Below are 25,371 nucleotides of genomic sequence, written 5' to 3' on the forward strand. Positions count from 1 at the left end.
AACCATGCCTCACATCGCAGTAAACAACGAACTCGCAGGCATCCGCGGCCTACTCAACTTCCGCCCGGAAACCGCCGAACCCCTCGGTGAACTCGCCAACATCCTCCTCAAGGATACCGAAGGCCTCACCCCCGCCGAACGGGAGCTCATCGCCACGCACGTCTCTTATCTGAACGACTGTTTCTATTGCCACAACTCCCACGGGGCCATCGCCTGCATCTATCTCGACGGCGATATGCAAACCGTCGACGCCGTCAGGAAAGATCCGCAAAGCGCCCCGGTCAGCGACAAGCTCAAGGCGCTACTCGCTATCGCAGGTAAGGTCCAAAAAAGCGGTAAATCAGTCGAAGCCAGAGACATCGAACGAGCCCGCGAAGCGGGTGCCACCGACCGCGACATCCAAGACACCGTGCTCATCGCCGCGGCCTTCTGCATGTTCAACCGCTACGTCGACGGCCTCGCGGCAAACACACCCACCGACTTGACCACCTATGAACAAAGAGCCCGCCAGGTAGCCGCACGCGGGTATGGAAAACATATATACACCACCAAAACAAACGTATGAGAAACTTATATCGCCTTTTAGCAGGTCTGGCAGTGGTCCTGCCGCAAATTCTTTTAGCCCAAAATGCCGTTACCGGCACCATCACGGACCCCGCCGGTAACCCAATCGCCGGCGCCAGCATCGTCGTTCAGTCAACCGCCAAAGGCACCTCCAGCGACGTCGAAGGAAAATTCAGGCTCTCGGTCCCCGCAGGCGCAAAGCTCACCATCAGCAGCGCAGGCTTCAAATCCCAAACGATCGAAGCCAACAACGCCGAACTGAAGATCAGCCTCGAAGAAGATATCACCCACCTCGATGAAGTGGTCGTCACTGGCCTGGCCACAACCATCAAACGCAGAAACCTCGCCAACGCCGTCTCGACGATCAGCGCCCGCGAACTGAACGGCGTAGCCCCGGCACAGACATTCGACGGCGCCCTCGAAGGCAAGGTCACCGGCGCCTATATAAACGCCAACTCGGGTTCCCCCGGTGGTGGCATCAGTGTCAAATTACGCGGCGTCACCTCGGTATATGGCAATACGCAACCGCTTTATGTCATCGACGGAGTCTACGTCGATAACACCTCCACCTCCGCCGGTCTCAACGCCATCACCGGTGCCGCATCCGGCGGCGCCCCCACCAGCACCCAGGATAACCCCTCCAGCCGCATCGCCGACCTACGCGCCGAAGACATCGAAAACATTGAGATCCTCAAAGGCGCCTCGGCAGCCGCCGTATACGGATCCCGCGCCGCGGGCGGTGTGATCGTCATCACCACCAAAAAAGGCCGCGAAGGCCGCACAAAGGTCACGGCCTCCCAGGATCTCGGATTCATCAAGGTCCGCAAGCTCCTCGGTGTTCGCCAGTTCGATGCGGACAAAGCCGCCAGCCTCTCCAGCGACCCGACGCAAAGCGCCGCGCTACGTCAGCAGTTCCTCGACGCCCAATCCGCAGGACATATCTACGACTATGAAAAAGAAATTTATGGCAACACAGGCTTCGCCCGTAACACGGTATTCTCCGCAAGCGGCGGAACGGCAAAGACAAGCGTCTATATGTCGGCCGCACAAAAGGACGAGCAAGGAATAGTGAAGAACACCGGTTATCGCAACAGCAGCCTCCGCCTCAACGTCGATCACCACCTCACGGACAATATCCGTATCGGGATGAACACGACCTATATCAACTCCTCCGCCGACCGCGGCCTGCAAGGCAATGACAACGCCGGAGTCTCCGTCGGGATCGCCCTTTCATCGACGCCCTCCTTCGCCCAGCTTCACCCGGACGTGAGCGGCATCTATCCAAACAACCCCTTCGCTTCCTCCAACCCCCTGCAGACGATCGCACTGATGAAGAACAACGAATCGGTCAACCGCCTCATAACGGGCCTCAACTTCGACGCACAACTGCAGAAGTCCGGCAAAAGCCTCACCCGCCTTGTCGCCATCGGCGGCATCGACTTCTATGACCTGGCCACCACCGCCCTCTTCCCTGCGGAACTCCAGTTCCAGGCAGTGAACAAAGGCACTTCGATCCAGGGGAACACACATAACCTGAACACCAATTATACCGTATCCCTGGTCAACACGCTCACCCCCTCCGACCGGCTCTCGCTCACGACCTCGGCAGGCTTCACCCAGGAAACAGGCGATTATTACAATCTGCTCAACGTCGCCACCCAGCTCATCTCCGGCCAGTCCAACGTCGACCAGGCCGGCGCCCTCAACGCGACCCAACTGCGCACGAAGTACCAGAACGAAGGGGTCTTCGTACAAGAGGAAGCAAACATCAACGACGCCCTCACACTGACGGCAGGGGTGCGGTTCGACCGAAGCTCGAACAACGGCGACGTCGCCAAATTCTACACCTATCCCAAAGGCGGCATCTCCTGGAACCTCACAAAAGCCGGCATCGTAGGGGATGGCTTCTTCTCCAACCTCAAGTTGAGGGCCGCCTACGGCCAAGCCAATAACGTGCCCGCCTATGGCAGTAAGTTCACCGCGCTGGCGATCTCCAATATCACCGGTAACCCCGGCGTCATCGTCCTCCCGCAGGAAGGCCAGGCGGACATCAAGCCCGAACGTCAGCAGGAATTCGAAACAGGGATCGACTTCAGCGTCCTGCACGATCGCCTCGGCTTCGTGCTGACATACTATCACAAGACGATCAATGATTTCCTGATGCAAAGCGCACTCCAGGCTTCTTCGGGCTTCACGACAAAATGGGTGAATGCCGGTAACCTCCGCAACCAGGGGGTCGAACTGGGCCTGAACGCCCGCCCGGTAAGCACCCGCGCCGTCAAGTGGACCACCTCGCTCAATTTCTGGCTCAACCGCAGCAAGGTGACCGCACTCAATATCCCCTCCGTCCCGCAGGGTTCCTTCGGCTATGTCCTCGGCTCCTTCCAGATCCAACAGGGCAAGTCTGCCACACAAATCCTCGGTTTGAACGGCACGGGGGTCGGACAGCTCGGCGACGCGGAACCAAAATTCCAGATGAGCTCTTACAACGAGGTTACCTTGAACGATCGCTGGAGCCTGCGCTTCCTCCTCCATTGGAAGAATGGCGGCCAGAACGTCAACCTCACCAGCCTGGAGAATGACTTCGGCGGCACCAGCGCCGACTACGACAAGGTCACCAACAAGCTCGGCGTCCCGGACGGCATCTTCCGAATCATGCAGGTAGGCACCAGCGCCGCGGAATTCGTCCAAACCGCGAGCTATCTGCGATTAAGAGAGATCGGCCTCTACTACTCCATCAAGCGCTCCCCCATCAGCTACATCAAAGGCATCCGCATCGGGGTTTCGGCCAACAACTATTGGACCGCTACAAAATACAAAGCCTACGATCCGGAAGTCTCCAACTTCGGGACCGGCTTCTCCACGGGCGTCGACGTAGACCCTTACCCCGCCAGCAAACGCGCCGACTTCCATCTCGCATTCGATTTTTAAACCCGGAAAAGAAAAATTATGAAGAAAAATATAAGCTCAGGATGGCCGGTAATAGCCCTGGTGCTCCTTATCAGCTCCTGCAAGAAAGATTTTGGTGACCTCAACAACGCCACCGTCGAAGATTTCACCGCCAACGCCACCCAGGGCGAGCTCAACAACCTCGTCAGCGGAACCGAGTCCGGCATGCGGACCAGCCTCGCTCTCTATCTCGACGACGTCGGCATCATCGGCCGCGAAATGTATCATTTCTCCACTTCCGAACCCCGCTATGTCACCGATCTGCTCGGCGCCAATGCAGCCACGCTGAGCAACAGCAACTTCTATATCACGAACCCCTGGGCCTCACGATATCAGGTGATAAAGAACTGCAATGTCCTTACCCAGGCCGCTACTAATTCCAAATCGATCACCGCCGCCCAGCGCTCCGGCTATCTCGGCTTCGCCCGGACGATAAAGGCCTACCAGCTGCTCCTCCTGCTCAATCTCACGGACAGCAACGGGGTCCGCATCGACGTGGCCGATCCCGATCACCTCGGCCCGCTCGTCGCCCCGGCAGACGCATTGAAAGCTATCTCGGCCCTGCTCGACTCTGCAAAGACGGACCTCGGCTCGGCCACCGTCGCCTTCACCCTCGCAGGCTTCGGCAACTTCAGCGATGCCCCCGGTCTTTTGAAATTCAACCGTGCCCTGGCGGCACGCGTCGATGTCTATCGCCAGAACTGGGCCTCGGCCCTCGCCGATCTCAACCAGAGTTTCTTCGGTCTGCAATCCGGCCTCACAACAGGTGTGTACCATGTCTTCGGCACCGGCAGCGGCGACCAACTGAACACATTCTTCATCCCCCAGAACCAGACAGGGGAAGTACGCCTAGCCCATCCCTCCTACGCCACGGATATTAGCCCCACCGACGACCGCATCGGCAAGGCCACCCTTCGCAGCAACGGGACTGCGTCGCTCAACGGCCTTTCGAGCAACCGCGATATCTGGGTATACACCACCAGCACCATGCCCATTCCCATCATCCGGAATGAAGAGCTGATCCTCATCTATGCGGAAGCCAATATCCAGCTGAACGATTTCCCCGATGCCATCATCGCGCTCAATGCCATCCGCGTGGCCCACAACCTCACGCCTTATGCCGGGGCAGTGACGAAAACGGCCCTGCTCACCGAAATGCTGACGCAACGACGTTTCTCGTTATTCTGCGAAGGCCACCGGTGGATCGACCTCCGCCGTTACGGCCTCCTCTCCCAACTCCCCATCGATCGCGCCGGCGACGACGTCTGGACCGGGTTCCCGATCCCCGTCTCCGAACAATAAGTGTCCTGCCGATAAGAAGCAGATCCCGCCGCGCCAGCGGCGGGATCTTTTTTTATGGAATTTCCTCAATTTCGCATCCCGCGAAAATGATCAGGAATCTCCAAATCGTTGGCTTGGCCCTCGGCCTCGCCACCTGTATTTTCATCGGCCTCTTCGTCGCCGATGAACTCGGATACGATCGCTACAACACAAAAGCCGACCGCATCTTCCGCGTCGTCGCCGATTTCCACGTCAACGGCAACAGCCTCAATGACGTCGTAACCCCGTCGCCCATGGCGGCCGCCCTGGTCCGCGATTTCCCGGCCATCGAAAACGCCGTCCGCATCCGCTCCTACAAGCGGGACATAACGGTCCAGGTAGAACATCAGGTATTCCCCCAGTCCGGCGCGGTAAGAGCCGACTCCACGCTTTTTGCCGTTTTTACGCTCCCGATGGTAGCCGGCGACCCCCGGACCGCGCTCGCTGCGCCAAACACCGTCGTGCTTTCGGCTACCGCCGCAAAACGCTATTTCAATACCACGGACGTCATCGGCCGCACACTGCGGATTGACGACGATACCGTCTTGTGCAAAATCACGGGGGTGATCCGCGATATACCCGCCCAGTCACATTTCCACTTTCAATTGATTCGATCGCTCCAAAACACCAGGCAGGATTGGACCAACTTCTTCTCCCCCACCTACATCCTGGTCCGCCCCGGAACCCCAACGGCGGAGATCGACCGGATGCTCGAACAGACCGTCAAAAAGTACGTCTATCCGCAAGTGCAAAATGAAATGCACAACACCGTCGCCGATCTGCGGCAAAAAGGCGATTATTTCCGGTTTTATTCGATGCCGCTGACCCGCATCCATCTTCATTCCAACCTGGGCCAGGAGTTCGAAGCCAATGGAGATATCCGGTACGTCGTCCTTTTTACAACGGTCGGCGCCCTCATCCTAATAGTAGCGATCATCAATTTTGTCCTGCTGTCCACGGCCCGGAACCTGCGTCGCCTGAAGGCCGTCGGGGTCAGAAAGATTCTCGGCTCCGGCCGGCGGCGGCTGATCGTACGATTTCTAAAGGAATCCACGGGGCTGGCCGCAATCGCCATGGTCATCGCGATCGGTCTCGTGGTGCTGCTCCTCCCGGTATTCAACCAGTTCGCCGGTAAATCCTTTACCCGTTCAAGTCTCCTGACCCCATGGACCATCCCCGCGGTAATATTGGGAACAACGCTGGCCGGCTTCATCGCCGGCATGGGGCCGGCATGGACGCTCTCCCGGGTCGATCCCCTGACAATCCTTAGAAATCAGCCGGCAGCAGGCATCCAAAAAGGCACACTGCGAACCATCCTGCTCGTTTTCCAATTCGGCGTCGCTATAATGCTGATCATCGGTACTGGAGTGATCGAATCCCAACTATCCTATGTCCGCCACCGCAACCTCGGTTATACCCGCCAACAGGTGGTGACGATAAAGGACACCCGCTCGCTGGGAGATCAGGTTTGGTCCTTCGCCAATGAAACAAGAAAATTGCCAGGCGTAATTAACGCGACAGTATCCGGTTTCCGGCCCGATAAAAAGATCGTGTACCGCGGCTTTCTCAAATTTCCGGATGGCTCCCTGACATCGACGGTCCTGCTGGAGGACTGGCAGGTCGACGCGGACTATCTGCCGACGCTCGACATGCATCTCGCGGCCGGCCGGAATTTCTCGCCGCAGCTGTCGACCGATTCGGGCTGCATCCTCATCAATGAAACGGCCGCCCGGTACCTCGGCTACACCCACCCGCTGCAGGAACGGCTCTATTCCTTCCGCGATTCGATCGGCTACCGCATCATTGGCGTTGTAAAAGACTTCAATACCGGTTCATTACACAATCCCATCGAGCCGGTCGTTCTAAGACTCGCCCGCGACGGCAGCGCCGTCACCTATCGCCTGTCCCCCCAAAATATAGCTGGAACCCTGCAATTGATCCGCAAAAAATATGAAGCCATGGCAAATGGCTATCCCTTCGCCTACTCCTTCCTCGACGAAGATTTCAACCGGCTGTACGCGGCTGATCAACGGACCGGCTCACTCTTCACCGTCTTTTCCATTCTTGCCTTAGTCATCGCGGCCATAGGTATGATTGGGTTGGTGACCTCCGCAACGGAACAACGCACCCGCGAACTCGGTATCCGCCGGGTTCTCGGCGCCCGGACGATCCACCTCGCAGGACTCTTATTAAAGGACTATGGCCTCGCCATAGCGATCGCGATCACCATCGCCTTACCCGCCGGCGCCTGGACCATGCACAACTGGCTGCAAGGATTCGCCTATCGCACCGGCCTCCACCCGGAAATCTTCATCGCCGCGCCGCTCTGCGCATTGACCCTGGCGATAACCATCGTCGGCGGGAAGGCCGTAAAAGCAACATCGGTAAATCTCACGGAAACCCTCCGCGTGGAATAAACCCTATTTGAACTGCAAATTCAACGAAATGACATCCGACACCAGGTCCGTCGTCTGCGTATAATGCCCATACCGGATCTCCAGCATCCTCCAATGCTTGTCAAAGATGCCTTTCGGCGGCGCCAGCCGCAAACCTCCACCAAAGTAATGGCTCGTAAAACCCGCCAACGCATAGTTGCTCGTATAATAGGTGTCCGCGATCACATGCGTCGCATACGGCGCAAAATAATCGGCCGCGGTTTGCATATAATACCGGTAAAAAGGCGTCAGCGAAAAGAACGGCGTCACTTTGAGCGTAGCTTCCAAAGAAGCCGTATGCGAATGCAATCCCCAGGAATCGGTATAGTACCGGTAATATCCCCGCAATATGACATTGTCCCCGAGGAAATAATTCAATCGTAATCCCACCGGCAGCTTGAACCGGTGACCGGGCAGCCTCTCCACCGAATCCACGCCGTTTGTAAAGTAAACCCGATGAAAGGGTAGCCCAAGATACCCCTGCTGATCCACCAGGTCCAGCAACAGCGCACCCTGCACCCGCTTATTGATCACCTGCGTAAAAGAGAACGAAGCCGTATACGTCTGCCGCCCGCTGGAAGCATAATCCGGATGCCGCTCTTCCCCATTGCCCCGGGTCGTATAGGCCCCCGCCGGCTCAAACTCCGAAGGAAAGATCAGCTTCACCTGGTCGATATAGGCGCTGACCTTTACGCCGAACTCGCCATTGTTTTTCGTCTTTTGACTCACCGAAGCATTCACACCGGCCGACTGGTAGTTGAACTCATTACTATAATACAACCCGCCCCCGATCGTGCTCCCCTTCGTTTCATTCTCCCTCGACCAGTCCAGGCTGGGATACAGCCGCATCCCATCCGTACGCCGCGATGCCCCCGTCTTCGAGATCCAGGCCTGCGACGCCGCCGTATGATGATCCACACCCATCCCCGCGGTAAGCGAATTCTTCCGCAGCTTCGCGTCCCAACCAACGAACTTCAATTCGATCCCATTGGCAAGATCGGTCACATGCTCCGACCCGATCCCCCCGCGGATCGCCGAATGATCCCCGTTCTGGATATAGTAGCTCGACACGAGATTGGCCTCGTCAAAGGTCAGCTTCCTGGGTTTATACGTGGACGTATCCGGCGCGGTTTGCGAAAAGCTTTGCACGAACAAAAGGAACAACCCGATAACGGTCAGACAAATCCTCTTCATAATAGATTAATTACACCCACACCCTCCGCCGGTCTTCCCACCGTTGGCGCCGGAAGACCCTTCCCGGTAGGATTGGAAATTCAATTCGTTCTTCTCTACCTTCCGGCTGGAAAGCGACATCTCGGAGTCGTTCAGACGATTCTTTTGGTATTCTTTTACAGGAGCACAGGCCGGCAGCAAAGCCGCAAACAGGGGCACAAGGATCAACCAACGCTTCTTCTTTCTCATGTTATTTATTTTTCGCCCGCATATGAATATTATTGGAAGTATGGACCTTGTCTCCGTCATCGATCAGGATGGCCTCGACCTGGTTCAACTGGTTCACCAGGTCCAGCCCCGCCCTGACCCCCATGATCATCACCGGCGTGGCCATCGCATCCGCGATCTCGGCATTGGGACAAAGAATGGTCACGCTCTTGATCCCCGTCACCGGCAACCCCGTCCGCGGATCGATCGTGTGCGAATACCGCTTCCCGTCGACCAGGACATACTTCTCATAGTTGCCCGATGTCGCCACCGCCATATCGGTTATGTCCAGCCAGGAGAAGATCCGGCCCGCCGCATCGGGATGGACAATGCCGATCGTCCAGCATTCCCCATTAGGTTGATACCCCCACGCGGTCAAATCGCCGGAAGCATTCACGACCCCGCTCGTCACACCCTCCCGGCGCATCACCGCCTTCGCCATCTCCGCCGCATACCCCTTCCCGATACCCCCAAAACCTATCCGCATCCCCCGCTCGGGCAGGAAAACCGTTCCCCGAGCCCGGTCCAGCACGATCTTCCGATAATCGATCAGCCGCACCATCTCCTTTGCCACTGCCGCATCCGGAAGCTTCGTCATCGTGGTATCAAAGTTCCAAAGCCGCTTATCCACCGATCCATAAGTAATATCAAAGGCGCCCTGCGTCAGACCCGAGATCCGGATACTCCGCTCGATCAATCCAAACGTCTCGAGACTCACGCTCACCGGCCCGATCCCGGCATTCGCATTGATCAACGCGGTCTCACTCTCCTCGCTGAAGGTCGTCAACAACCGCTCGATCCGCCTTATCTCAGCCACTCCCGCCGCGATCCGCTGCTCGGCCCATCCCTCATCCTCCCCCACCACCGTCATCTCGAAGTGGTTGCCCATCAGCTTCATCGCCCGCTTGAATATTGTCACTGGAATAGTTTCTTCTTCCCCCCGCCCTGCACGGCGCTTTCGTCAATGCGCCCCCTCCAATGCCCGCACCTGGGCTACCCACTCTCCCGGCTTTAACCCAGGATTTCCCTCCCACTGCTTCAACACCTTGCCCTCCGCCGTCAAAAGCACCGTCAGCGGAAACGTCCCCCTGGGATTATACCGGTCGGCAAGCTTGTCATTCGCCTCCTGCTGCTCCTTCGGCAGCTGGTTCTTCTTCATCCGGGGGAAATCCGCATTCACCAGCACAAGCGAACTGTCGGCCAGCGCCCCAAATACCGGGTCGTCAAACACTTCTTTCCGCAAAACGATACAGGGACCACACCAGTCACTCCCCGAAAAATTCAACAGGATATGCCGGTGCTCGCTCCGCGCGATCGCCTGCGCCTCGTCCATCCGGCTATGCCACCGCGGCGGCGCAATCGACATCCCAAACAGGGACACAACAATATAAAGGGTCTTGATCATCAAAAAATTAATGAAACCGGTAGCCCAGGATCATCTTGAAAATGGCGTTATCCGTCGTCTGGGTAAATCCCCACCCATACCCGATATTAAACTCCCAGTCCGGCGACCAATCCAGGTCCACCGCGGCAAACAACTGGTGCTGCTGACTCTGATAAGGGAAAAAATGATTCAAAGGCCCCACGGAGCCATAATATTCAAAGCCACCCGCAATCACCTTGGTAACATTATAGGCAGCCTTAAGGTTCGGCGAAAAAATATATCCCTGGTCCTTGCTCTCCCCATGAAAGCTCTTGTCAAAGGTCGGGTTGAAAGACACATACAACGGCCCCCATTGCTTGTCCACTATCGGCCGGATCTCCAGCGTCCAGTCATCCTCGCTGTAAGCCCGTTTCTGATAACCCGCCTCCATCGATATACTCACTCCCACCGGCCATTTCCACGCCGCCGGCGCCATCACCCTCGGCCGGATATGACTACCTACGTACGTTGTCCGGCCATCGTTGCCAAGCGTGTTAAAGAAATAAAAACCGGTCTCGAACCAGGAATTCCACCCATGCGTGATCTCCACCGTCTCATGAAAGACATGATTGGTGGGCTTCACCCCATCGACCACCGACCGGGAACCGTCATTGGTAAAATTGCTGTGCAGCTCAACCATCGTGTTCCCCTTCAAAACCGTCTGACTCCCATACACCTGGATCTCGTAATTCTCCTGCGCCGTCGAAAAAAAGGGGCATGCGCAAAACAGCAGCATGCCATATATAATAGACCTCATGTGCAGGCAAATGTAGCCCGCCTCCGACAGCCTATCGGTTAGCAGGCAATTATAAAAAGATTAGAAAATCATTAGAGGATCCTGAAGGGAATCGGGGCAAAATATATTGACGGTTTTTTAGACGCCGGCTCTATTCACCGCTCCGCCGGCTCGTCAGCCAGGCAATGGTGCTGTACACCGCGCCTGTGATCAGCACTCTGAACATCCAGTTCATCAGCGTATCGCTGACGGAATGGCTGTGCCCGTCGATCTGTACAAATGTCGCCGCCAGGTAGGCCAGCGCCGCAGCCAGCAACACCCAGCCCGCTGCCCTGACAGGAACAAAAAGAACACCAAGACGCTGGAACCAGGGAAATTTCATAGTCGATGTTTATAGATAGACAAAAAGGATCCCTCCGCAAAGCAGGATAACCACCCAATTCTTCCACGTCATCCGCAAAAATGATCCGAACGGCGGGTCGCCGGAAAGATAGTAGATCCGTCTCATGCCCACAATATTGAACACCACCAGTGCAAGAGGGGCGATGACGAACAACGCGAGAAATAACATTTGCTGCTCCCGGAAGATCCGGTGCAACCAGCGGAACGGCCCGCCCCGCAGCCCATATAGTGTCCTTACCCCGACCATCGCCAGGACGAAGAGCGGAATACTCAGCCACCATGCGCTCAGGGCAGCCCGGTCCTCTGCCCCACGGATAGCCCCCGGCAATAACTCCGCATGCCTAAGCGGAGGTACACTGGGCTTGCTCATCTGCTTCAGCCGTTCTTCGAAGTCCCTGGTCTCCATAAATTTTCTCTTTTAATTTTTCCACCCCACGGGAGATCAACGATTTGACGGTGCCCTCCCGCTTCCCGAGGATCGCGCTGATCTCCTTGTTGTCCTTCCCTTCAAAATAACGGAGCGCAATTACCTCCTGGTATTTCACCGGCAACCCTTTCAGCGCCTCAAGCACCCGCAGGAACTGGACGTGTTGCCGCATCTCCTCCTCCAACGAAGAAAGGTCCTCCGCAATCCAGTCCCGCGCCACCGGCGAATCGCTCCCCGCCGGCTCGCCAAAGAGCCGCAGCCGCCGGTTCCGCCGCCGGAAATACTGGTTCACCTCATTCGAAGCGATCCGGTACAGCCACACCTTTACGGGAACGCCCCGATAGCTCCACCGGTGAATATGTACCCAGGCTTTATGGAACGTGTCCGCGGCAAGGTCAGCGCTGTCCTCGACATTCCCGGTGCGGCGTAGGATATACCCTAAAATCGACCGGTGATAGGTCTCGAAAAGGGCTGAAAAAGATGTCTCTTCCCCCAATGGCATGGCTTTGTTCTATAATGCAAAATTGCAGATTTCGTTGCATCCATACCGAAATCCTTGTCCCTCAAATACTTTATCTTCGCCCTAAAGCCGCCCGACGTGAGAATCCTCGTGATCGAAGACGAAGAACGTGTCGCCGCCCTCATCAAAAAGGGCCTGGATGAACTCGGCTACGCCGTCACCATCGCAGCCGATGGCGCCGTTGGTCTCCAACTCGCCCTCGGCGGACTCTTCGACCTGGTCATCTCCGACGTCCTCCTCCCGGACGCCAACGGCGTCCAGCTCTGCAAAACCATCCGCGGAAAACTCCCCGATATCCCCATCATCATGCTCACCGCCCTCGGCGCCACGGATGACAAGGTCGGCGCCTTCGACGCCGGCGCCAACGACTACCTCGTAAAACCCTTTGACTTCCGCGAACTCTATGTCCGCATCCGCGAACTGCTCAAACGCACGGCCAACTCTCCCCGCAAAACGATCCTGAAGGCGGCCGACCTCGAGATGAATCTCCATACCCGTATCGTCCGCCGCGACAACCGCGAGATCCATCTTACCCCAAAGGAGTTCCGCCTGCTCGAATACATGATGACTCACCAGGGACGCGTCCTCACCCGCGCAGAGATCGCCGAGAACGTCTGGGAAACGGCCTTCGACACCGGCACGAATTTTATCGATGTCTATATCAACTACCTCCGCAAAAAGATCGACAAGGATCACCCGCTCAAGCTGATCCAGACCCGCCCCGGCATCGGATTCATCTTTAAACACGAACCATGAAGATCCGTGTGAAACTAACCCTCCTCTTCGCCGGCCTCTTCGGGATACTCTTGCTTGCCTTCGCACTTACCCTCTATCTCACCACCGCCGCCCATCGCGAAGCCGACTATTTCCAGCGCCTCCGCCAGCTGGCCATCACAAAGGCAAATCTCCTCGTCGACGCCGGCGTCCCCCCCGCCACCCTCGAGCTGATCTATAAGAACTCCCTCACCACCCTCCCGCAGGAAGAAGTGGCCGTCTTCGACACGGCCTTCCACTTGCTCTATCATGACATCGGGGATATCGACAAACTAAGGGAGACGCAGGGAATGATCGACAGCATCATCGCCTTCAAAGAGATCCATTTCTACTACGAAGACCTGCAGGTCACCGGCTTTCTTTATTCACACCACGGAAAGAAATATGTCATTACCGCCGCTGCCCGTGACGAGGAAGGCCTGGCCCGCCTTCACACCCTCGGCCTCGAGCTGATCCTTGGATTTGCCATCGCCATCGGCCTGACCCTGCTGGCGGGCATCTTCTTCGCCCGCAAAGCCCTGCAGCCCGTCTCGGCCATGGTGGATCATCTGGCTGCCATCTCCGCTAATCGCATGGACCTCCGCCTCAGCGAAGGCAACCGCAAGGACGAGATCGCTACCCTCGCCCTCACCTTCAACCACATGCTCGACCGTCTCGAACAATCGTTCGAGGCACAGAAACAATTCGTCGGAAATATCTCCCATGAGCTCCGCACACCCCTCGCCGCCATCATCGCCGAGGCCGAGGTCTCCGCCATCCGGTCGCGCAGCCCCGAAGAATACCGCGAAACCCTCAGGCTCATCCTGCAGGACGCCCAACGCCTCTCCCGCCTCTCAACCGATCTCCTCGATCTCGCAAAGACCGCCTACGATCCCTCTGGAATCCAATTCTCTACCGTCCGCCCCGACGAGGTCCTCCTCGACGCCCGCAAGGCGATCCTCCAGGCCAACCCCGGCTACCGGGTCCTCCTCCATTTCGAAAAGGAAATGGAGGATAGCGATTGCATCACCGTCAACGGCAACGAATACCTCCTCCGCGTCGCCTTCTCCAATCTTATCGAAAACAGCTGCAAATTCTCACCCGGTAAACAATGCCACGTCCACATCTGCTTCGGCAAGGAAAGCCTGTCTCTGGAATTTCGCGACGACGGCATCGGCATCCCCCCCGAAGACCTCGGGAACATCTTCACCCCCTTCTTCCGCGGCGCCAACAAACGCTACGCCCCAGGCAACGGCATCGGCCTCTCCCTCACCCAACGCATCGTGACCCTCCACCACGGGACCCTCGCCGTGACAAGCCGCCCCGGCAACGGCACGGTTTTCACCATCTCACTCCCGCAAACCTGAGCCCTGCCCACCTGTAGCCTTCCCCGGCGCCATCAACCGGGCTTCGTTACGGCCAATAGAATGGCCAGGCCAAACAACGTCAGCTGAATCGCATAAAAGATCCGAAGGTTGGCGAGCGGTCGACGGAGTTGCAAGTGGATGGGGCCGTCCGGCATGCTGAGAATGGGCTTTATTTTTAGCTCCTGCCGGGCGCCGAACAGGAAGCCATTCCCAACCAGCGCCACAACCACCCCCATTTTGAGCTGGAACCATAATTGACCATAGGCATGGGTGATGATTAGAAGGCCTACACCGGACGAGATCAATAATATCCCGCCGAGCGGCAGAAGACCCGATAAGCCCATTAGCCTTTTAATATAGAATTTGACGGCGGCGGGATCTTCATGCAGTGAATTCGAAAGCTTTCTAAAGGCGACGAAGCTGACGGCATTGGTTCCCGCCATCACGGTGAGCCCGGCGAGGTGGATCACCAACAGACCTTGAAACAGACGGAGCGTATTCATGATGTGTTGTCATTTTTTTGACGACACAAAATTTGGCAAACCACCGGTCTTTTTCATGCACCCGGGTTAACTAATGGGTCCGGGAAAGACGCTTCCGGATCCGGCTCAACGATTGCGGCTTTACCCCGACATAGGAAGCAATATAATATTGGGGAACGCGCTGTACGATAGCGGGATAATTGTGCAAAAAGTTCTTATAACGCAATTCAGGCGTGTCGGTGTAGATCGAGGCTACCTGGGTGGCCACATTGACGAAAACTTCTTCGATGCCCAGGCGGCCAAATCGTTCTCCGTATTCAACTTCCTTATAGAACTGCTGCAAGCCGTCATAGCTAATGAGCCATACCACACAGTCTTCCAACGCCTGTATACTGACCTTGGATGGCTTCTGCGGCAAAAAACTCGGATAGTCACAGACAAATTCCCCTTCCTTATTGAAATAGGCGGTTTGGTCCTCGCCGTCCTTGGTGATATAGTATCGAACCAGGCCGGATTCGATAAAGACGACATAGCGGCAGGTCTCTCCCGCGGTGAGCAAATGCCCCCCTTTTTTATATTCTTTTCGATGAAACAGCTTCTGCGCTGTTGCTTCGTCGGCCGACGAAAAAGGGATATAGTTCCTGATCGCTTGAATAAGTAGATCCACGACCGTAAATTAACGATTATCTCCGGTTCCCCCAGCCCCGCTCTCCTTCATGTCCTCACATGACGCCGGTCATAAAAAAACACCTCGGCGCTCCCCATCTTTGTAATGTCAAACCGACAAAACCATAACAGCAAAACCGGGAATCATGAAAAAAAATATGAGCAACACAGACAGGACCGTGCGCATCTTTGTCGCCCTCGTCCTGATGTTACCCTATCTGCTGAACTTTTGGAACAGGACGATCGCAATCATCGCCCTGGTAATCGCAGGAATTTTCCTGCTCACATCCATCTTTGGCGTCTGTCCCCTTTATTCCGTCTTCGGGATTCACCGCCAGGCGGACAGGCCAAAGAAGGTTTAATGGTTATCTTTTGCTTTTTTCATCCACCGCACCGGCCGACAGGCCGGTCGGTGGAGTTTTCCCCAACCACCGGCTCAACTGCGGAAGCCGGTCGATCGCCTCCCGGATCACATCTTGCCCGGCATGCGCCATCTCCAACTGCGCCCGCACCCGGTCCCGCATCCGCTCGAGGGTCATCGTTTCATCCGTGAAACGCCCGTCCCGGTAACAATGGATGCAATAGATCGTACTCTTCGAGTGATCCTCTTCAGTACCCAGCTCTTCAGGCCGGTCCAGCGGCATTCCGCAGCTTTGACAATTTCGATAGCCTTCCATAAAAAATTATTTATTGCTTCAAATTTCGCCCAACACGGGACCGCTGAATACGACCTGTATCACCAATCCTCATGATAACCGTCAGGCAGATCCCCACGGCCCCAATCACGGAAACAGCGGATCGAATCTCAACGACACCCGCAGATAAGGATAAACCCTGCTGACCGCGGCAAAATGAGCATACTCGCCACGCAGGGCAAAATACCCCAGCTCCCCACTGAGCGAACAATCCGGCAGGATGCGCACGCTTACTTCATTGGTCGCCGCATGGAGAAAATAATGCGATCCATTCCCATTGATCGTTTTCATCCAGCCGCCCCGGTAATGAAGGCTGTAGGATAACCTCCCCGCCAGATCCAGCCGCCCACCCGCATTATAGGCCAGCCCCGGACCATAATCGTAGTCGCGGGTGTGAAACAGGTAACTGTTGGGAACCGCCGCCAGCACCACCGGGCCGCCGCCAAGGGACACATCGACCCCGCTTTTCCCGCCGATCACAAAATGTGAGAACAAATTTGCCCGGATACTCTGCCCGCTGTAGAGAAATGCCGCGTTGTGGAAATAATCGTAATTCGCCGACAAGACCAATACCTGCCGGCTCTTGCCAAGCCGCAACGCCCAACCCGTAAGCGATCCATATACCGTCACGACATTGATCGCCGCGCTGTCATCCTGCCCCGCTTCCACCGCGATCGAAATATTGCTGAAAGGGGTCCTCCGATCCGTCGACGGATCGCCATAATTCATCCGCACCCGACCATATATCCCATATCGCCCATCCCGGAAGACATGCGCTCCATTTGCCCCATATTTCCTCATCCCCGCATCCAGCTCGACCCTCAGGGGAGTGGGGTCGAAAGGACAGGCGCCGCCGTTGCCACCCAAAGGCATAGCCCCAGGGCCGCTGCCCGCCGCTGGATAACAGATCACCGGCTTCCCCCACCGCCCGCTCACGATCCGGTTGAACCCGTTCATCGGGTTGATCAAAAATGCCAGCACCTCGGCCGCCTGCCGCTTCAAACCACGGGAATTGTTGTTCACCAGCTTACCGGCCAGTCTGTGCGTCGTCTCTCCCAGGATCGCTCCTCCAAAACCCGTATTGATAAAATCGTTCGGCGCCGGTGCCTGGTTCTCCGAAAAGGTTTCCCAGAGATAGCTGCCCGCAAAAGCCGCACCCGCCGACGCCCAAAACCCATAGCCATTGCTGCGAAAAGAATTGAAGAAGACACTTCCATGATAAGGGTGACCGATCTGGTTGGTCTGAAAGCCGTCATAATCCCACTCCCAACTCCCCGGACTCAGGTTATGCCCCACCGACTGCCAGCTGATCCGCGCATAATCCTGCCGCGTAATATACCGGTCGAAAAGAAAGGGCGCTACCCCGGCCAGCAATAGTTCTCCCGATGCCCGCATCCACCGCCGTTCCACCCGTACACTATCTGGCAAAACTTGCTGGGCCCCGGCCGGACCAAAGAAATGGGCCAAAACAACCACTAAAAGACCTCGCCATCTCATTTCTTCTTGTTTGCAATCTTCTCGGCTTTCTCCTTCTTCCGGAAATACCCCCTCAGCAAAAAATTATGCTTCAACGCCTCCATATCCTCATTAAAGGCCGCCGTCCCCTTCCGGATATTCTCCATACTCGCCTGCAGCCGGCTCTGTAACAAACTGTCCTGCACAACATTCTTCGCACTCGTCGCCAACGCTTCCGCCTGCTGCCCCGCCGCACCCAACCGCTCCCCGGCCTGCCGGATCTTCTCCACCGCCGTACTCAACTCCACTGCAAATCCCGTATCCACCAACAACCGCCCCACCGACCCACGGCCCGCCCGCACATCCTCCGTCAGCCCCCGCAAACCCGCCATCATCCGGTCCGCCTCCCCACTCGCTTCCCGGATACGGCCGAGCGTGGCACGGACATCCCCGGCGATCCGCCTGTCGTTCAAAAGCCCCCAAAGCGCCACGCTCCCGTTCACGCGGGCAACGGTGACCTTCAATCCATCCGTGATCTCCGCGATATTCCGGTTCGTACGGTCCAGCGTCGCCAACATATCATCCGTGCTCACCGCCTTTTGCACCGGCAGCAGCTCCCCCTCCTCCGCCTGCGAAGCCCGCTCCGCCACCGGAACCAGGTTCACGATCTTATTGCCGATAAGCCCCTCCGTGCCGATCGCCGCCAGCGTATTCTTGTGGATATAAGGCTGCAATCCCTTGTCGATCAGCATCACCACCTCGATACTGGTGTCATTCAGCACGCGGATATCCCGGACGGTTCCCGCCTGGATACCCGCAAACCGGATGTTATTGCCCTTCATCAACCCATTGATATTGCGAAATCGCGCCCGCAACGAAAAATGGGAACCGAACAAATTCTCGTTCTTCCCGATCACATAAAGGGTCGATACCAACAGGGCCAACCCCGCCAGCACCATCAATCCCAATCGCATATTCCTGCCCGGTGATTCGCTCATATAGCTTGTTTTTAATCGAAGAATTGTGAAATATTTTTATCGCCCGAATGCGCCAGCTCGTCAAAACTGCCTACGGCATAACACCGGCCATCCATCAGCAACGAAACCCGGTCCGCCGTCATCCGCACGCAATGCATATCGTGCGTGATGATGATGGACGCCGTATGGTACTTCCGCTGCATCTCCACGATCAGCTTCGAGATCTCCCGCCCCGTGATCGGATCCAATCCCGTGGTCGGTTCGTCATACAGAATTATCTCCGGCTTCAATATCAAAGTCCTCGCCAGCGCGATCCGCTTACGCATCCCGCCCGACAACTCCTCCGGCAGCTTGTCCACCGTATCGGCCAGCCCGACATTCTCCAACACCTCCATCACCATCGCATCCACCTCTTCCTGACTGATCTTTATCCAATGCCGCCGCAAGGGAAACTCAAGGTTCTTCCGGACGGTCATCGAATCATACAGGGCATTGCTCTGGAAAAGAAAACCCACCTTCGCCCGCACCCGGTCAAGATCCTCATGATCCAGCCCGGTGACTTCCTGCCCGAACACCCGGATACTGCCGCTGTCGGGTTTCAGCAAACCGATGATACATTTGATCAGCACCGATTTCCCAACCCCCGATTTCCCCAGCACCACCACATTCTCTTCCTTGCCGACAGTCAGATTGAAATCGTTCAGGACCACATTGGCGCCAAATCGCTTGCACAGATGTTCGATGACGATCACATTTTCCATACCGTTTAATTTAATCCCAGCACATCGGTCACCTGCACCACGATCAGGTCGATGATGAAAATGACGATGGACGCCAGCACGACCGCCGAATTAGCGGCCCGGCCCACGCCTTCCGTACCCTTGCTCGAAGTGTAACCCTTATAACAGCCGATCACGCCGACCGCAAATCCAAAGAACCAGGTCTTGATATAGGCAGGCAGTACATCCCCAAAAGCGAAGTTGTCCACCACCTGCCGGAAGAAAAGCGTAAAGCTGGTCACGCTCCGGATATTTACGCCGATCCATGACCCCAGCAACGAGATCCCATCTCCCAACAATACCAGCACGGGAAGCATTACCGTCGATGCCGCCACCCTCGTAACCACCAGGTACTTGAATGGATTCGTTCCGCTGACCTCCATCGCATCGATCTGTTCGGTCACCTTCATCGACCCCAATTCGGCGCCCATGCTGCTGGCGATCTTCCCGGCAAAGATCAACGCCGTGATCACCGGCCCTATCTCCCGCACGATAGCGATCCCGACCATCACGGGTAGTTGCGACTCCACCCCATAATTGACCAGCGACGGCCGCAACTGCATCGTCAATACAAGCCCCATGATAAACCCCGTTAACCCTACCAACGGCAACGAATTATAGCCGATCAGGTAACATTGCCGCGCAAACTCGGCCCATTCCCACCGGGGACGGGCCACCTGGGAAAAATAATTCCCGGTGAAACGGGCGATGACTCCCGTCTCTTCAAGAAATTTCCGGAATTGATTGGGCAAGGGCATAACCGTCGATTTATGCGGCTAAACTAATCTTCCCCCGTCTTCTCCCCGCTGAAGCCGGTCATGCCGCCGGCTGATTAATCTCAGCCGGGACAATATGACGCCGGTCAACCCCTGTGCTGACGCCGGTCACCTCCCGCCATGTCCCCGGTACCTAGATTTGCAAAAACTTATTGCATGTCAGGCTCCCTTCTAACCCGTTATAACCAGCCCGTACCCAGGTATACCAGCTATCCTACCGTCCCTTTCTGGAAGACAAGCCCCGACATCCAACGCTGGAGAACGGAGTTTATCGCCGCCTGCAACCGGCACAACGATAAAGAAGGGATCAGCCTCTATCTGCACCTGCCTTTCTGTGAGTCGCTCTGCCTGTATTGCGGCTGCAACAAAAAGATCACGACGAACCATTCCGTCGAAGATGAATACCTCGATGCCATTTTGAAAGAATGGAAGATGTATAGACAAATGATGGAGCACCCCCCGGTGATCCGCGAGCTTCACCTGGGGGGTGGTACTCCAACCTTTTTCAGTCCGGGCAATCTCCATCGGTTGATAACCACCATCCTGGCGGATGCCGTCGTTCATCCGGAACATTCGTTCAGCATAGAAGGGCATCCCAATAACACCACCCGCGAACATCTCGACACGTTATATGCGCTCGGCTTTCGCCGCATCAGCTACGGAGTGCAGGACCTCAATCCGGACGTCCAGCGCATCATCGGCCGCTGGCAGCCCTTCCGGCAGCTGGAAGACGCCACCCGCGCCGCCAGGGCCGCCGGATTCACAGCCGTCAACTTCGATCTCATCTACGGCCTGCCGGCGCAAACGCCCAGGCACCTCCAGCTCACCATCGACCAGTCCCTCACTCTCCGTCCCGACCGTATCGCCTTCTATAGCTACGCCCATACGCCCTCGGTCAACTGCAACCAGCGGCTGATCGACTCGACCCTATTGCCCGCAGCCAACGACAAACTCTACCTCTATCAATTGGGCAAGATGTTGCTGGAGGAAAAAGGATATGTCAACATCGGAATGGACCATTTTGCCCTGCCCACCGACGAACTGTACCTGGCGTGGAAGGCCGGTAAATTACATCGGAATTTCATGGGCTACACCGTCCACAACGGCGGCCTCCTCCTCGGCCTCGGCGTCTCAGCGATCAGCGACATCGGCTCCGCCTATGCACAGAACGATAAATCCCTCGCCAACTACTACGGCGCCGCCGCAGCCGGTCTGCCCGCGATCGCAAAAGGCTATTGGCTTTCTCCCGAAGACCAGGTGTTCAAACGCTATATCCTCGACATCGCCTGCAAAGGGGCAACCCAATTCGAAGCGACCTGGCCCGCACAACTGGCTGTCTGGACCTTGCCGCGCCTGCGCGAGCTCGAAAAAGACGGGCTGGTAACCCTGGATTCCCGCGGCGTGGCGCTGACCGAAGCCGGCCGTCCCTTCCTCCGCCAGGTCTGTAAAGCCTTCGATCTCTACCTCCTCCGGGATGAAAAGATCCGGGCCGACCTTTCCCTTTGCGGAAAACAGCCGGCCCCCGCACCCTCCTTCAGCAACGCGATCTGATTATTCATGCACACTCATCACCGGCACAGCACTCCTCAGCACTATTTCCTTCGCCCTGCTCCGGTGGAATTCCAGCATCGCATGTTTCTTCGGCAGCACCAACAGCCAATCCACCGGGTGCTTTTCGAGGAATTCCTGTACGCCCTGTTCCACCTCCTCCTCTCGGACCACATGCAGCTGCTCCCCAAACTTGTCCATCACCTTCTTCCAACCGCTATATTCCCGCGCCGCCTCGCTTGCACTCTGCCCATTGACAGCGACATGCACCACCTCCAGCTCCGCCCCCAGCAACCCGTTCAGCTCGGTAAGAAAAGGAAATGCCGTCGATACCCCTGAATAGATATCCTCCTGGTCACAGGCGATCGCTATCCGGTGTACCCCATGAAAAACAGCATCGGCCGGCACGACGAGCAAAGGGTAGGGGATCCGGTGCATCGCCCGGACCGTCTGGCCGGCATCGAGCCCGGCATTGGCGCCCTTCTCTCCCGCGCCCATCACGACCAAGAAAGGCTGCAGCCTCGCACAGGCTTCTTTCAACTTGTCGGCCACTTCACCTATCTCCAGCGTAGTGCCGATCCGGACCTTTCCTCCAGCCCGCTTGACAAGTTCCTTAGATAGATCCTGCAATAGGAAATACCCGCCGTCCCGTAATTCTTCAAACACGAATCCCGGCATCGGCCGCTTGGTAAAAGTGCCCGGCCCCTGCACGACATGCACCAATTCCAGCTCCGCGCCGATGGCGACGGCCAGATCGGCAGCATACCGGGCGGCAACCCGGGCATTCGGAGCAAAACTGACGGGGACAACGATCTTTTTCATAACAAAGCATTTTTGCTAAGCTACCACCCTGCCACGCCAATGCCGATGACTTTTATCACATCCGCCGCTGACAGCAGTCAGCGATGCCGTTGAAGCCCCACTCTATTTTTACCCCGTCAAAAATCAAAACCGATGTTTACAACCATCTATAAAACCGCCGCAGAAGCGGTCAAAGAAGTCAAGAGCGGCGACCGCGTCTTTATCCACGGCAGCGCAGCAACCCCCGTCCACCTCGTAAAGGCTCTGCAGGCCCGCCATAAAGACCTCCATCATGTCGAACTCGTCAGCATCACCACCATGGGCGACCTCGACTTCGACAACCCGCTCTGGCGCGAAAGCTTCTTCATGAACTCCCTCTTCGTCAGCAAACCTACCCGCAACGTCGCCAACAGCCTCGATGGCGACTATGTCCCGGTCTTCCTCAGCCAGATCCCCCAACTCTTCCAACGCGGCCTGCTGCCTATCGACGTTGCCCTGATCCAGGTCTCGCCACCCGATAAACACGGCTATTGCACCCTCGGCGCCAGCGTCGATATCGCCCGCTCCGCCGCGGATACCGCACACCATATCATCGCCCAGGTAAACCCAAAGATGCCCCGCACTCACGGCGACGGCTTCATCCACGTCCGGGATATCGATAGCCTCGTATGGCACGATGCACCCCTTCCGGAGATCGACTACTCCGGTGAAACCACACCCATCGTCGAACGTATCGGCCATCACGTCGCCTCTCTCATCCCCGATGGCGCCACGCTCCAATTGGGCATCGGGACGATCCCCGACCAGGTGCTGAAGAATCTCGTCAATCACAAAGACCTCGGCCTCCATACGGAAATGCTTTCCGATGGCGTGATCCCCTTGATCGAATCCGGCGTCATCAACAACCGCAAAAAGAAGATCATCCCCGGCCGCAGCATCACTTCCTTCGTCAACGGCACCCGCAGACTCTTCGATTTCATCGACGACAACCCCGAGGTTCGCGTAATGGACATCGGCTATGTCAACGACACCGCCGTGATCCGCCAAAACCCAAAGGTCGCCGCCATCAACAGCGCCATCGAGATCGACCTCACCGGCCAGGTCTGCGCCGACTCGATGGGCTCCTACCAGTATTCCGGCATCGGCGGCCAGATGGACTTCATCCACGGCGCCTCCCTCTCCGAAGGCGGCATGCCCATCATCGCGATGCCCTCCGTCACCTCCACCGGCATCTCCCGCATCGTCCCCTTCCTCAAGGAAGGCGCCGGCGTGGTCACCACCCGAGGTCACGTCCACTGGGTCGTCACCGAATACGGCCAGGTCAACCTCTTTGGAAAGAATTTGAAACAACGCGCCCAACTGCTCGTCAATATCGCCCACCCCCAACACCGCGAATGGCTCGACCGCGCTTTCTACCAACGATACAAACATTCAACCTCGACAGTCACGCCCCACCCCGAACCAAGACCCGAACCCGCAGCCGGTCTGTAACCAGGATCGCTTGCTTTCAGGATCATTACGATGGAGCCAGGAAAGTACATACTCGAACTAAGGGATATCAAACGCGAATTCCTCGTGGGCATCGAAACGGTTCGCGCCCTCCGGGGCGTGAGCTTCGGCATAGAGGCCGGCGAATTCGTCACCATCATGGGCAGCAGCGGATCGGGCAAGACCACCCTCCTGAACATTCTCGGCTGCCTGGATAGACCCACCAGCGGCATTTATTTGCTGGACGGTACGGAGACCGCCGGTCTCTCAAGGAACGAACTGGCCCGCATCCGCAACCAGAAGATCGGCTTCGTATTTCAAACCTACAACCTGTTGCCACGGACATCCGCAGTGGAGAACGTGGAATTGCCGCTACTGTACAACCGCAACACAACCGACAGGGAACGGAGAGAAAGGGCGATGCACGTACTCGAATTGGTTGGGCTGAAAGATAGGATGGACCACACTCCCAGCCAACTCTCCGGCGGCCAGCAGCAACGCGTCGCCATCGCCAGGGCAATGATCAATCAACCCGTGATGATCCTGGCCGACGAAGCCACCGGGAACCTGGATTCCCGCACCTCCTATAGTATCATGGAACTCTTCCAGCAGCTCAATGAGGAAGAAAAGAAAACTATTGTTTTCGTCACGCACGAACCCGATATCGCCGCGTTCAGCGGCCGGACTATTCGCTTGAAAGATGGAGGGGTCATTCAGGACGTCCTGAACAAGGACAAACGCCAGGCAAAAGAAGTACTGTCATCCCTCCCCCCTCTTGACTAACCTCCGCCAACTACCTCTCCCCGCTCATTCATCTCCACCCGCATCCGCCGCCCACCCCGCTTTAGCACCACTTTATATCTCTTTACGGCCTTCCCGCTGTCATCAAAATAATTCACCCGGTAAACGTCCCTGGTAATAGTCCAGTTTGGAAATGCAGCGGCAATGCCGCCGGATATCACCGGTGGCAACTGTATATCATGGTACTTCTCGGCCGTGCGAAGCAGCCTTCCATCCTTGTCGTATGCCGCAAGGATCACGCCCTCCGGTAAATAGAACGAGATAAAGTACGAATCATAGTCCTCCTCGTAATACTCGGAATTCCGGATGTCATACGATGCCGCCATCCGCTCGAGCTTGCGGACCGGCGCCGCCACCTCCTTGCCCCCAACGATCTTCAGATATTTATAATTGGCCGCGGTTACAATAACCGCTGGCAAGGTGTCCTGACCATAAGCCGCCGCCCAATGACTCAGCGTGCAGGCGACGGTCAACGCAATAAAGGTTCCCGGTTTCATAATTCGCAGATTTTTTTCTAAAGCTACGCTCCCCAGCCCCTAATCGTATTGACAACCGTCACCGGCACAA

Annotated in this window: 27 protein-coding genes; 10 read left to right on the plus strand and 17 right to left on the minus strand. The window is 56.7% G+C overall.

Translation table 11 applies throughout. The annotated features are described in order from the left end of the window. The first annotated feature begins 4 nt into the window (after positions 1-4). From VHE34_RS02660 to VHE34_RS02675, 4 genes are all read left to right on the plus strand, one after another. Positions 5-565 carry a peroxidase-related enzyme gene (locus VHE34_RS02660; RefSeq protein ID WP_325584293.1) on the plus strand — a complete coding sequence of 187 codons (561 nt, stop codon included), beginning with the start codon at positions 5-7 and terminating at the stop codon, positions 563-565. Further along, entirely contained in the window at positions 562-3,495 is a 2,934-nt protein-coding gene (locus VHE34_RS02665) for a SusC/RagA family TonB-linked outer membrane protein (protein WP_325584295.1), read from the plus strand. Before VHE34_RS02660 ends, VHE34_RS02665 begins: the two co-directional genes overlap by 4 nt. An 18-nt stretch (positions 3,496-3,513) precedes the next feature. Then, complete coding sequence (locus VHE34_RS02670; RefSeq protein ID WP_325584297.1) at positions 3,514-4,815, plus strand: RagB/SusD family nutrient uptake outer membrane protein; 1,302 nt, start codon at positions 3,514-3,516, stop codon at positions 4,813-4,815. Between the two features lie 86 nt (positions 4,816-4,901). Further along, entirely contained in the window at positions 4,902-7,250 is a 2,349-nt protein-coding gene (locus VHE34_RS02675) for an ABC transporter permease (protein ID WP_325584299.1), read from the plus strand. A 3-nt stretch (positions 7,251-7,253) separates the two neighbouring features. On the opposite strand, the gene VHE34_RS02680 is transcribed toward VHE34_RS02675, so the two are convergent. From VHE34_RS02680 to VHE34_RS02715, 8 genes are all read right to left on the minus strand, one after another. Further along, entirely contained in the window at positions 7,254-8,462 is a 1,209-nt protein-coding gene (locus VHE34_RS02680) for a DUF3570 domain-containing protein (protein WP_325584301.1), read from the minus strand. Positions 8,463-8,468: 6 nt separating this feature from the next. Beyond that, positions 8,469-8,690, minus strand: a complete 222-nt coding sequence (locus tag VHE34_RS02685; protein ID WP_325584303.1) for a DUF4266 domain-containing protein — start codon at positions 8,688-8,690, stop codon at positions 8,469-8,471. Position 8,691: 1 nt separating this feature from the next. Then, positions 8,692-9,627: an FAD:protein FMN transferase gene (locus VHE34_RS02690; protein WP_325584305.1), complete on the minus strand. Its 936-nt coding sequence runs from the start codon at positions 9,625-9,627 to the stop codon at positions 8,692-8,694. Between the two features lie 42 nt (positions 9,628-9,669). Continuing rightward, positions 9,670-10,113 (minus strand): thioredoxin family protein, encoded by a 444-nt coding sequence (locus VHE34_RS02695; RefSeq protein ID WP_325584307.1) that lies wholly within the window; start codon positions 10,111-10,113, stop codon positions 9,670-9,672. 7 nt (positions 10,114-10,120) lie between these two features. After that, positions 10,121-10,888 carry a hypothetical protein gene (locus VHE34_RS02700; protein WP_325584309.1) on the minus strand — a complete coding sequence of 256 codons (768 nt, stop codon included), beginning with the start codon at positions 10,886-10,888 and terminating at the stop codon, positions 10,121-10,123. A 130-nt stretch (positions 10,889-11,018) separates the two neighbouring features. Continuing rightward, entirely contained in the window at positions 11,019-11,249 is a 231-nt protein-coding gene (locus tag VHE34_RS02705; RefSeq protein WP_325584311.1) for a hypothetical protein, read from the minus strand. A 9-nt stretch (positions 11,250-11,258) separates the two neighbouring features. Next, on the minus strand, positions 11,259-11,675 hold the full coding sequence (locus tag VHE34_RS02710) for a hypothetical protein (protein WP_325584313.1): 417 nt from the start codon (positions 11,673-11,675) through the stop codon (positions 11,259-11,261). Then, positions 11,611-12,198, minus strand: coding sequence for an RNA polymerase sigma factor (locus VHE34_RS02715; protein WP_325584315.1), 588 nt, complete (start codon positions 12,196-12,198; stop codon positions 11,611-11,613). Before VHE34_RS02715 ends, VHE34_RS02710 begins: the two co-directional genes overlap by 65 nt. Before the next feature lie 96 nt (positions 12,199-12,294). Here VHE34_RS02715 and VHE34_RS02720 point away from each other — a divergent pair, with 96 nt between their 5' ends. Both VHE34_RS02720 and VHE34_RS02725 read left to right on the plus strand, forming a co-directional pair. After that, a complete protein-coding gene (locus VHE34_RS02720) occupies positions 12,295-12,972 on the plus strand; it encodes a response regulator transcription factor (protein ID WP_325584317.1) in 678 nt (225 codons plus the stop codon). Further along, positions 12,969-14,336, plus strand: a complete 1,368-nt coding sequence (locus VHE34_RS02725) for a HAMP domain-containing sensor histidine kinase (RefSeq protein ID WP_325584319.1) — start codon at positions 12,969-12,971, stop codon at positions 14,334-14,336. Before VHE34_RS02720 ends, VHE34_RS02725 begins: the two co-directional genes overlap by 4 nt. Before the next feature lie 32 nt (positions 14,337-14,368). Here VHE34_RS02725 and VHE34_RS02730 read toward each other — a convergent pair whose 3' ends face one another. Further along, the gene (locus VHE34_RS02730; RefSeq protein WP_325584321.1) at positions 14,369-14,839 is read right to left on the minus strand and encodes a hypothetical protein; all 471 of its coding nucleotides are present in this window, start codon (positions 14,837-14,839) and stop codon (positions 14,369-14,371) included. 70 nt (positions 14,840-14,909) lie between these two features. Further along, complete coding sequence (locus VHE34_RS02735; protein ID WP_325584323.1) at positions 14,910-15,485, minus strand: Crp/Fnr family transcriptional regulator; 576 nt, start codon at positions 15,483-15,485, stop codon at positions 14,910-14,912. Positions 15,486-15,630: 145 nt separating this feature from the next. On the opposite strand from VHE34_RS02735, the gene VHE34_RS02740 reads away from it, so the two are divergent. Beyond that, positions 15,631-15,846: a DUF2892 domain-containing protein gene (locus VHE34_RS02740; protein ID WP_325584325.1), complete on the plus strand. Its 216-nt coding sequence runs from the start codon at positions 15,631-15,633 to the stop codon at positions 15,844-15,846. Positions 15,847-15,849: 3 nt separating this feature from the next. On the opposite strand, the gene VHE34_RS02745 is transcribed toward VHE34_RS02740, so the two are convergent. From VHE34_RS02745 to VHE34_RS02765, 5 genes are all read right to left on the minus strand, one after another. Continuing rightward, a complete protein-coding gene (locus VHE34_RS02745) occupies positions 15,850-16,161 on the minus strand; it encodes a zinc ribbon domain-containing protein (protein WP_325584327.1) in 312 nt (103 codons plus the stop codon). Positions 16,162-16,266: 105 nt separating this feature from the next. After that, the gene (locus VHE34_RS02750; RefSeq protein WP_325584329.1) at positions 16,267-17,607 is read right to left on the minus strand and encodes a DUF3943 domain-containing protein; all 1,341 of its coding nucleotides are present in this window, start codon (positions 17,605-17,607) and stop codon (positions 16,267-16,269) included. 65 nt (positions 17,608-17,672) lie between these two features. After that, positions 17,673-18,632 carry an MlaD family protein gene (locus VHE34_RS02755; RefSeq protein WP_325584331.1) on the minus strand — a complete coding sequence of 320 codons (960 nt, stop codon included), beginning with the start codon at positions 18,630-18,632 and terminating at the stop codon, positions 17,673-17,675. An 11-nt stretch (positions 18,633-18,643) separates the two neighbouring features. Then, the gene (locus VHE34_RS02760; protein ID WP_325584333.1) at positions 18,644-19,372 is read right to left on the minus strand and encodes an ABC transporter ATP-binding protein; all 729 of its coding nucleotides are present in this window, start codon (positions 19,370-19,372) and stop codon (positions 18,644-18,646) included. Between the two features lie 5 nt (positions 19,373-19,377). Further along, the gene (locus VHE34_RS02765; RefSeq protein ID WP_325584335.1) at positions 19,378-20,148 is read right to left on the minus strand and encodes an ABC transporter permease; all 771 of its coding nucleotides are present in this window, start codon (positions 20,146-20,148) and stop codon (positions 19,378-19,380) included. A gap of 174 nt (positions 20,149-20,322) precedes the next feature. Between VHE34_RS02765 and hemN the strand changes: the two genes are divergently transcribed. After that, positions 20,323-21,717 (plus strand): oxygen-independent coproporphyrinogen III oxidase, encoded by a 1,395-nt coding sequence (hemN, locus tag VHE34_RS02770; protein WP_325584337.1) that lies wholly within the window; start codon positions 20,323-20,325, stop codon positions 21,715-21,717. On the opposite strand, the gene VHE34_RS02775 is transcribed toward hemN, so the two are convergent. Beyond that, positions 21,718-22,536, minus strand: coding sequence for a universal stress protein (locus VHE34_RS02775; protein ID WP_325584339.1), 819 nt, complete (start codon positions 22,534-22,536; stop codon positions 21,718-21,720). 132 nt (positions 22,537-22,668) lie between these two features. On the opposite strand from VHE34_RS02775, the gene VHE34_RS02780 reads away from it, so the two are divergent. Continuing rightward, positions 22,669-24,006 (plus strand): acetyl-CoA hydrolase/transferase family protein, encoded by a 1,338-nt coding sequence (locus VHE34_RS02780; RefSeq protein WP_325584341.1) that lies wholly within the window; start codon positions 22,669-22,671, stop codon positions 24,004-24,006. A gap of 30 nt (positions 24,007-24,036) precedes the next feature. After that, positions 24,037-24,786, plus strand: coding sequence for an ABC transporter ATP-binding protein (locus tag VHE34_RS02785; RefSeq protein WP_325584343.1), 750 nt, complete (start codon positions 24,037-24,039; stop codon positions 24,784-24,786). On the opposite strand, the gene VHE34_RS02790 is transcribed toward VHE34_RS02785, so the two are convergent. Next, positions 24,783-25,301, minus strand: coding sequence for a nicotinate-nucleotide adenylyltransferase (locus tag VHE34_RS02790; protein WP_325584345.1), 519 nt, complete (start codon positions 25,299-25,301; stop codon positions 24,783-24,785). The genes VHE34_RS02785 and VHE34_RS02790 overlap by 4 nt on opposite strands. Positions 25,302-25,371 lie beyond the last annotated feature (70 nt).

Source organism: Puia sp. (genome assembly GCF_035546395.1).
Classification (GTDB): domain Bacteria; phylum Bacteroidota; class Bacteroidia; order Chitinophagales; family Chitinophagaceae; genus Puia.

Excerpts from the sequence above, each read along its gene's own strand:
- VHE34_RS02775 (WP_325584339.1), bottom strand. The coding sequence starts at position 22,536 with ATGAAAAAGATCGTTGTCCCCGTCAGTTTTGCTCCGAATGCCCGGGTT.
- VHE34_RS02670 (WP_325584297.1), top strand. The coding sequence starts at position 3,514 with ATGAAGAAAAATATAAGCTCAGGATGGCCGGTAATAGCCCTGGTGCTC.
- VHE34_RS02695 (WP_325584307.1), bottom strand. The coding sequence starts at position 10,113 with ATGATCAAGACCCTTTATATTGTTGTGTCCCTGTTTGGGATGTCGATT.
- VHE34_RS02705 (WP_325584311.1), bottom strand. The coding sequence starts at position 11,249 with ATGAAATTTCCCTGGTTCCAGCGTCTTGGTGTTCTTTTTGTTCCTGTC.
- VHE34_RS02790 (WP_325584345.1), bottom strand. The coding sequence starts at position 25,301 with ATGAAACCGGGAACCTTTATTGCGTTGACCGTCGCCTGCACGCTGAGT.
- VHE34_RS02745 (WP_325584327.1), bottom strand. The coding sequence starts at position 16,161 with ATGGAAGGCTATCGAAATTGTCAAAGCTGCGGAATGCCGCTGGACCGG.
- VHE34_RS02780 (WP_325584341.1), top strand. The coding sequence starts at position 22,669 with ATGTTTACAACCATCTATAAAACCGCCGCAGAAGCGGTCAAAGAAGTC.
- VHE34_RS02700 (WP_325584309.1), bottom strand. The coding sequence starts at position 10,888 with ATGAGGTCTATTATATATGGCATGCTGCTGTTTTGCGCATGCCCCTTT.
- VHE34_RS02715 (WP_325584315.1), bottom strand. The coding sequence starts at position 12,198 with ATGCCATTGGGGGAAGAGACATCTTTTTCAGCCCTTTTCGAGACCTAT.
- VHE34_RS02755 (WP_325584331.1), bottom strand. The coding sequence starts at position 18,632 with ATGAGCGAATCACCGGGCAGGAATATGCGATTGGGATTGATGGTGCTG.
- VHE34_RS02740 (WP_325584325.1), top strand. The coding sequence starts at position 15,631 with ATGAAAAAAAATATGAGCAACACAGACAGGACCGTGCGCATCTTTGTC.
- VHE34_RS02665 (WP_325584295.1), top strand. The coding sequence starts at position 562 with ATGAGAAACTTATATCGCCTTTTAGCAGGTCTGGCAGTGGTCCTGCCG.
- VHE34_RS02730 (WP_325584321.1), bottom strand. The coding sequence starts at position 14,839 with ATGAATACGCTCCGTCTGTTTCAAGGTCTGTTGGTGATCCACCTCGCC.
- VHE34_RS02725 (WP_325584319.1), top strand. The coding sequence starts at position 12,969 with ATGAAGATCCGTGTGAAACTAACCCTCCTCTTCGCCGGCCTCTTCGGG.
- VHE34_RS02710 (WP_325584313.1), bottom strand. The coding sequence starts at position 11,675 with ATGGAGACCAGGGACTTCGAAGAACGGCTGAAGCAGATGAGCAAGCCC.
- VHE34_RS02680 (WP_325584301.1), bottom strand. The coding sequence starts at position 8,462 with ATGAAGAGGATTTGTCTGACCGTTATCGGGTTGTTCCTTTTGTTCGTG.
- VHE34_RS02675 (WP_325584299.1), top strand. The coding sequence starts at position 4,902 with ATGATCAGGAATCTCCAAATCGTTGGCTTGGCCCTCGGCCTCGCCACC.
- VHE34_RS02765 (WP_325584335.1), bottom strand. The coding sequence starts at position 20,148 with ATGCCCTTGCCCAATCAATTCCGGAAATTTCTTGAAGAGACGGGAGTC.
- VHE34_RS02685 (WP_325584303.1), bottom strand. The coding sequence starts at position 8,690 with ATGAGAAAGAAGAAGCGTTGGTTGATCCTTGTGCCCCTGTTTGCGGCT.
- hemN (WP_325584337.1), top strand. The coding sequence starts at position 20,323 with ATGTCAGGCTCCCTTCTAACCCGTTATAACCAGCCCGTACCCAGGTAT.
- VHE34_RS02660 (WP_325584293.1), top strand. The coding sequence starts at position 5 with ATGCCTCACATCGCAGTAAACAACGAACTCGCAGGCATCCGCGGCCTA.
- VHE34_RS02760 (WP_325584333.1), bottom strand. The coding sequence starts at position 19,372 with ATGGAAAATGTGATCGTCATCGAACATCTGTGCAAGCGATTTGGCGCC.
- VHE34_RS02785 (WP_325584343.1), top strand. The coding sequence starts at position 24,037 with ATGGAGCCAGGAAAGTACATACTCGAACTAAGGGATATCAAACGCGAA.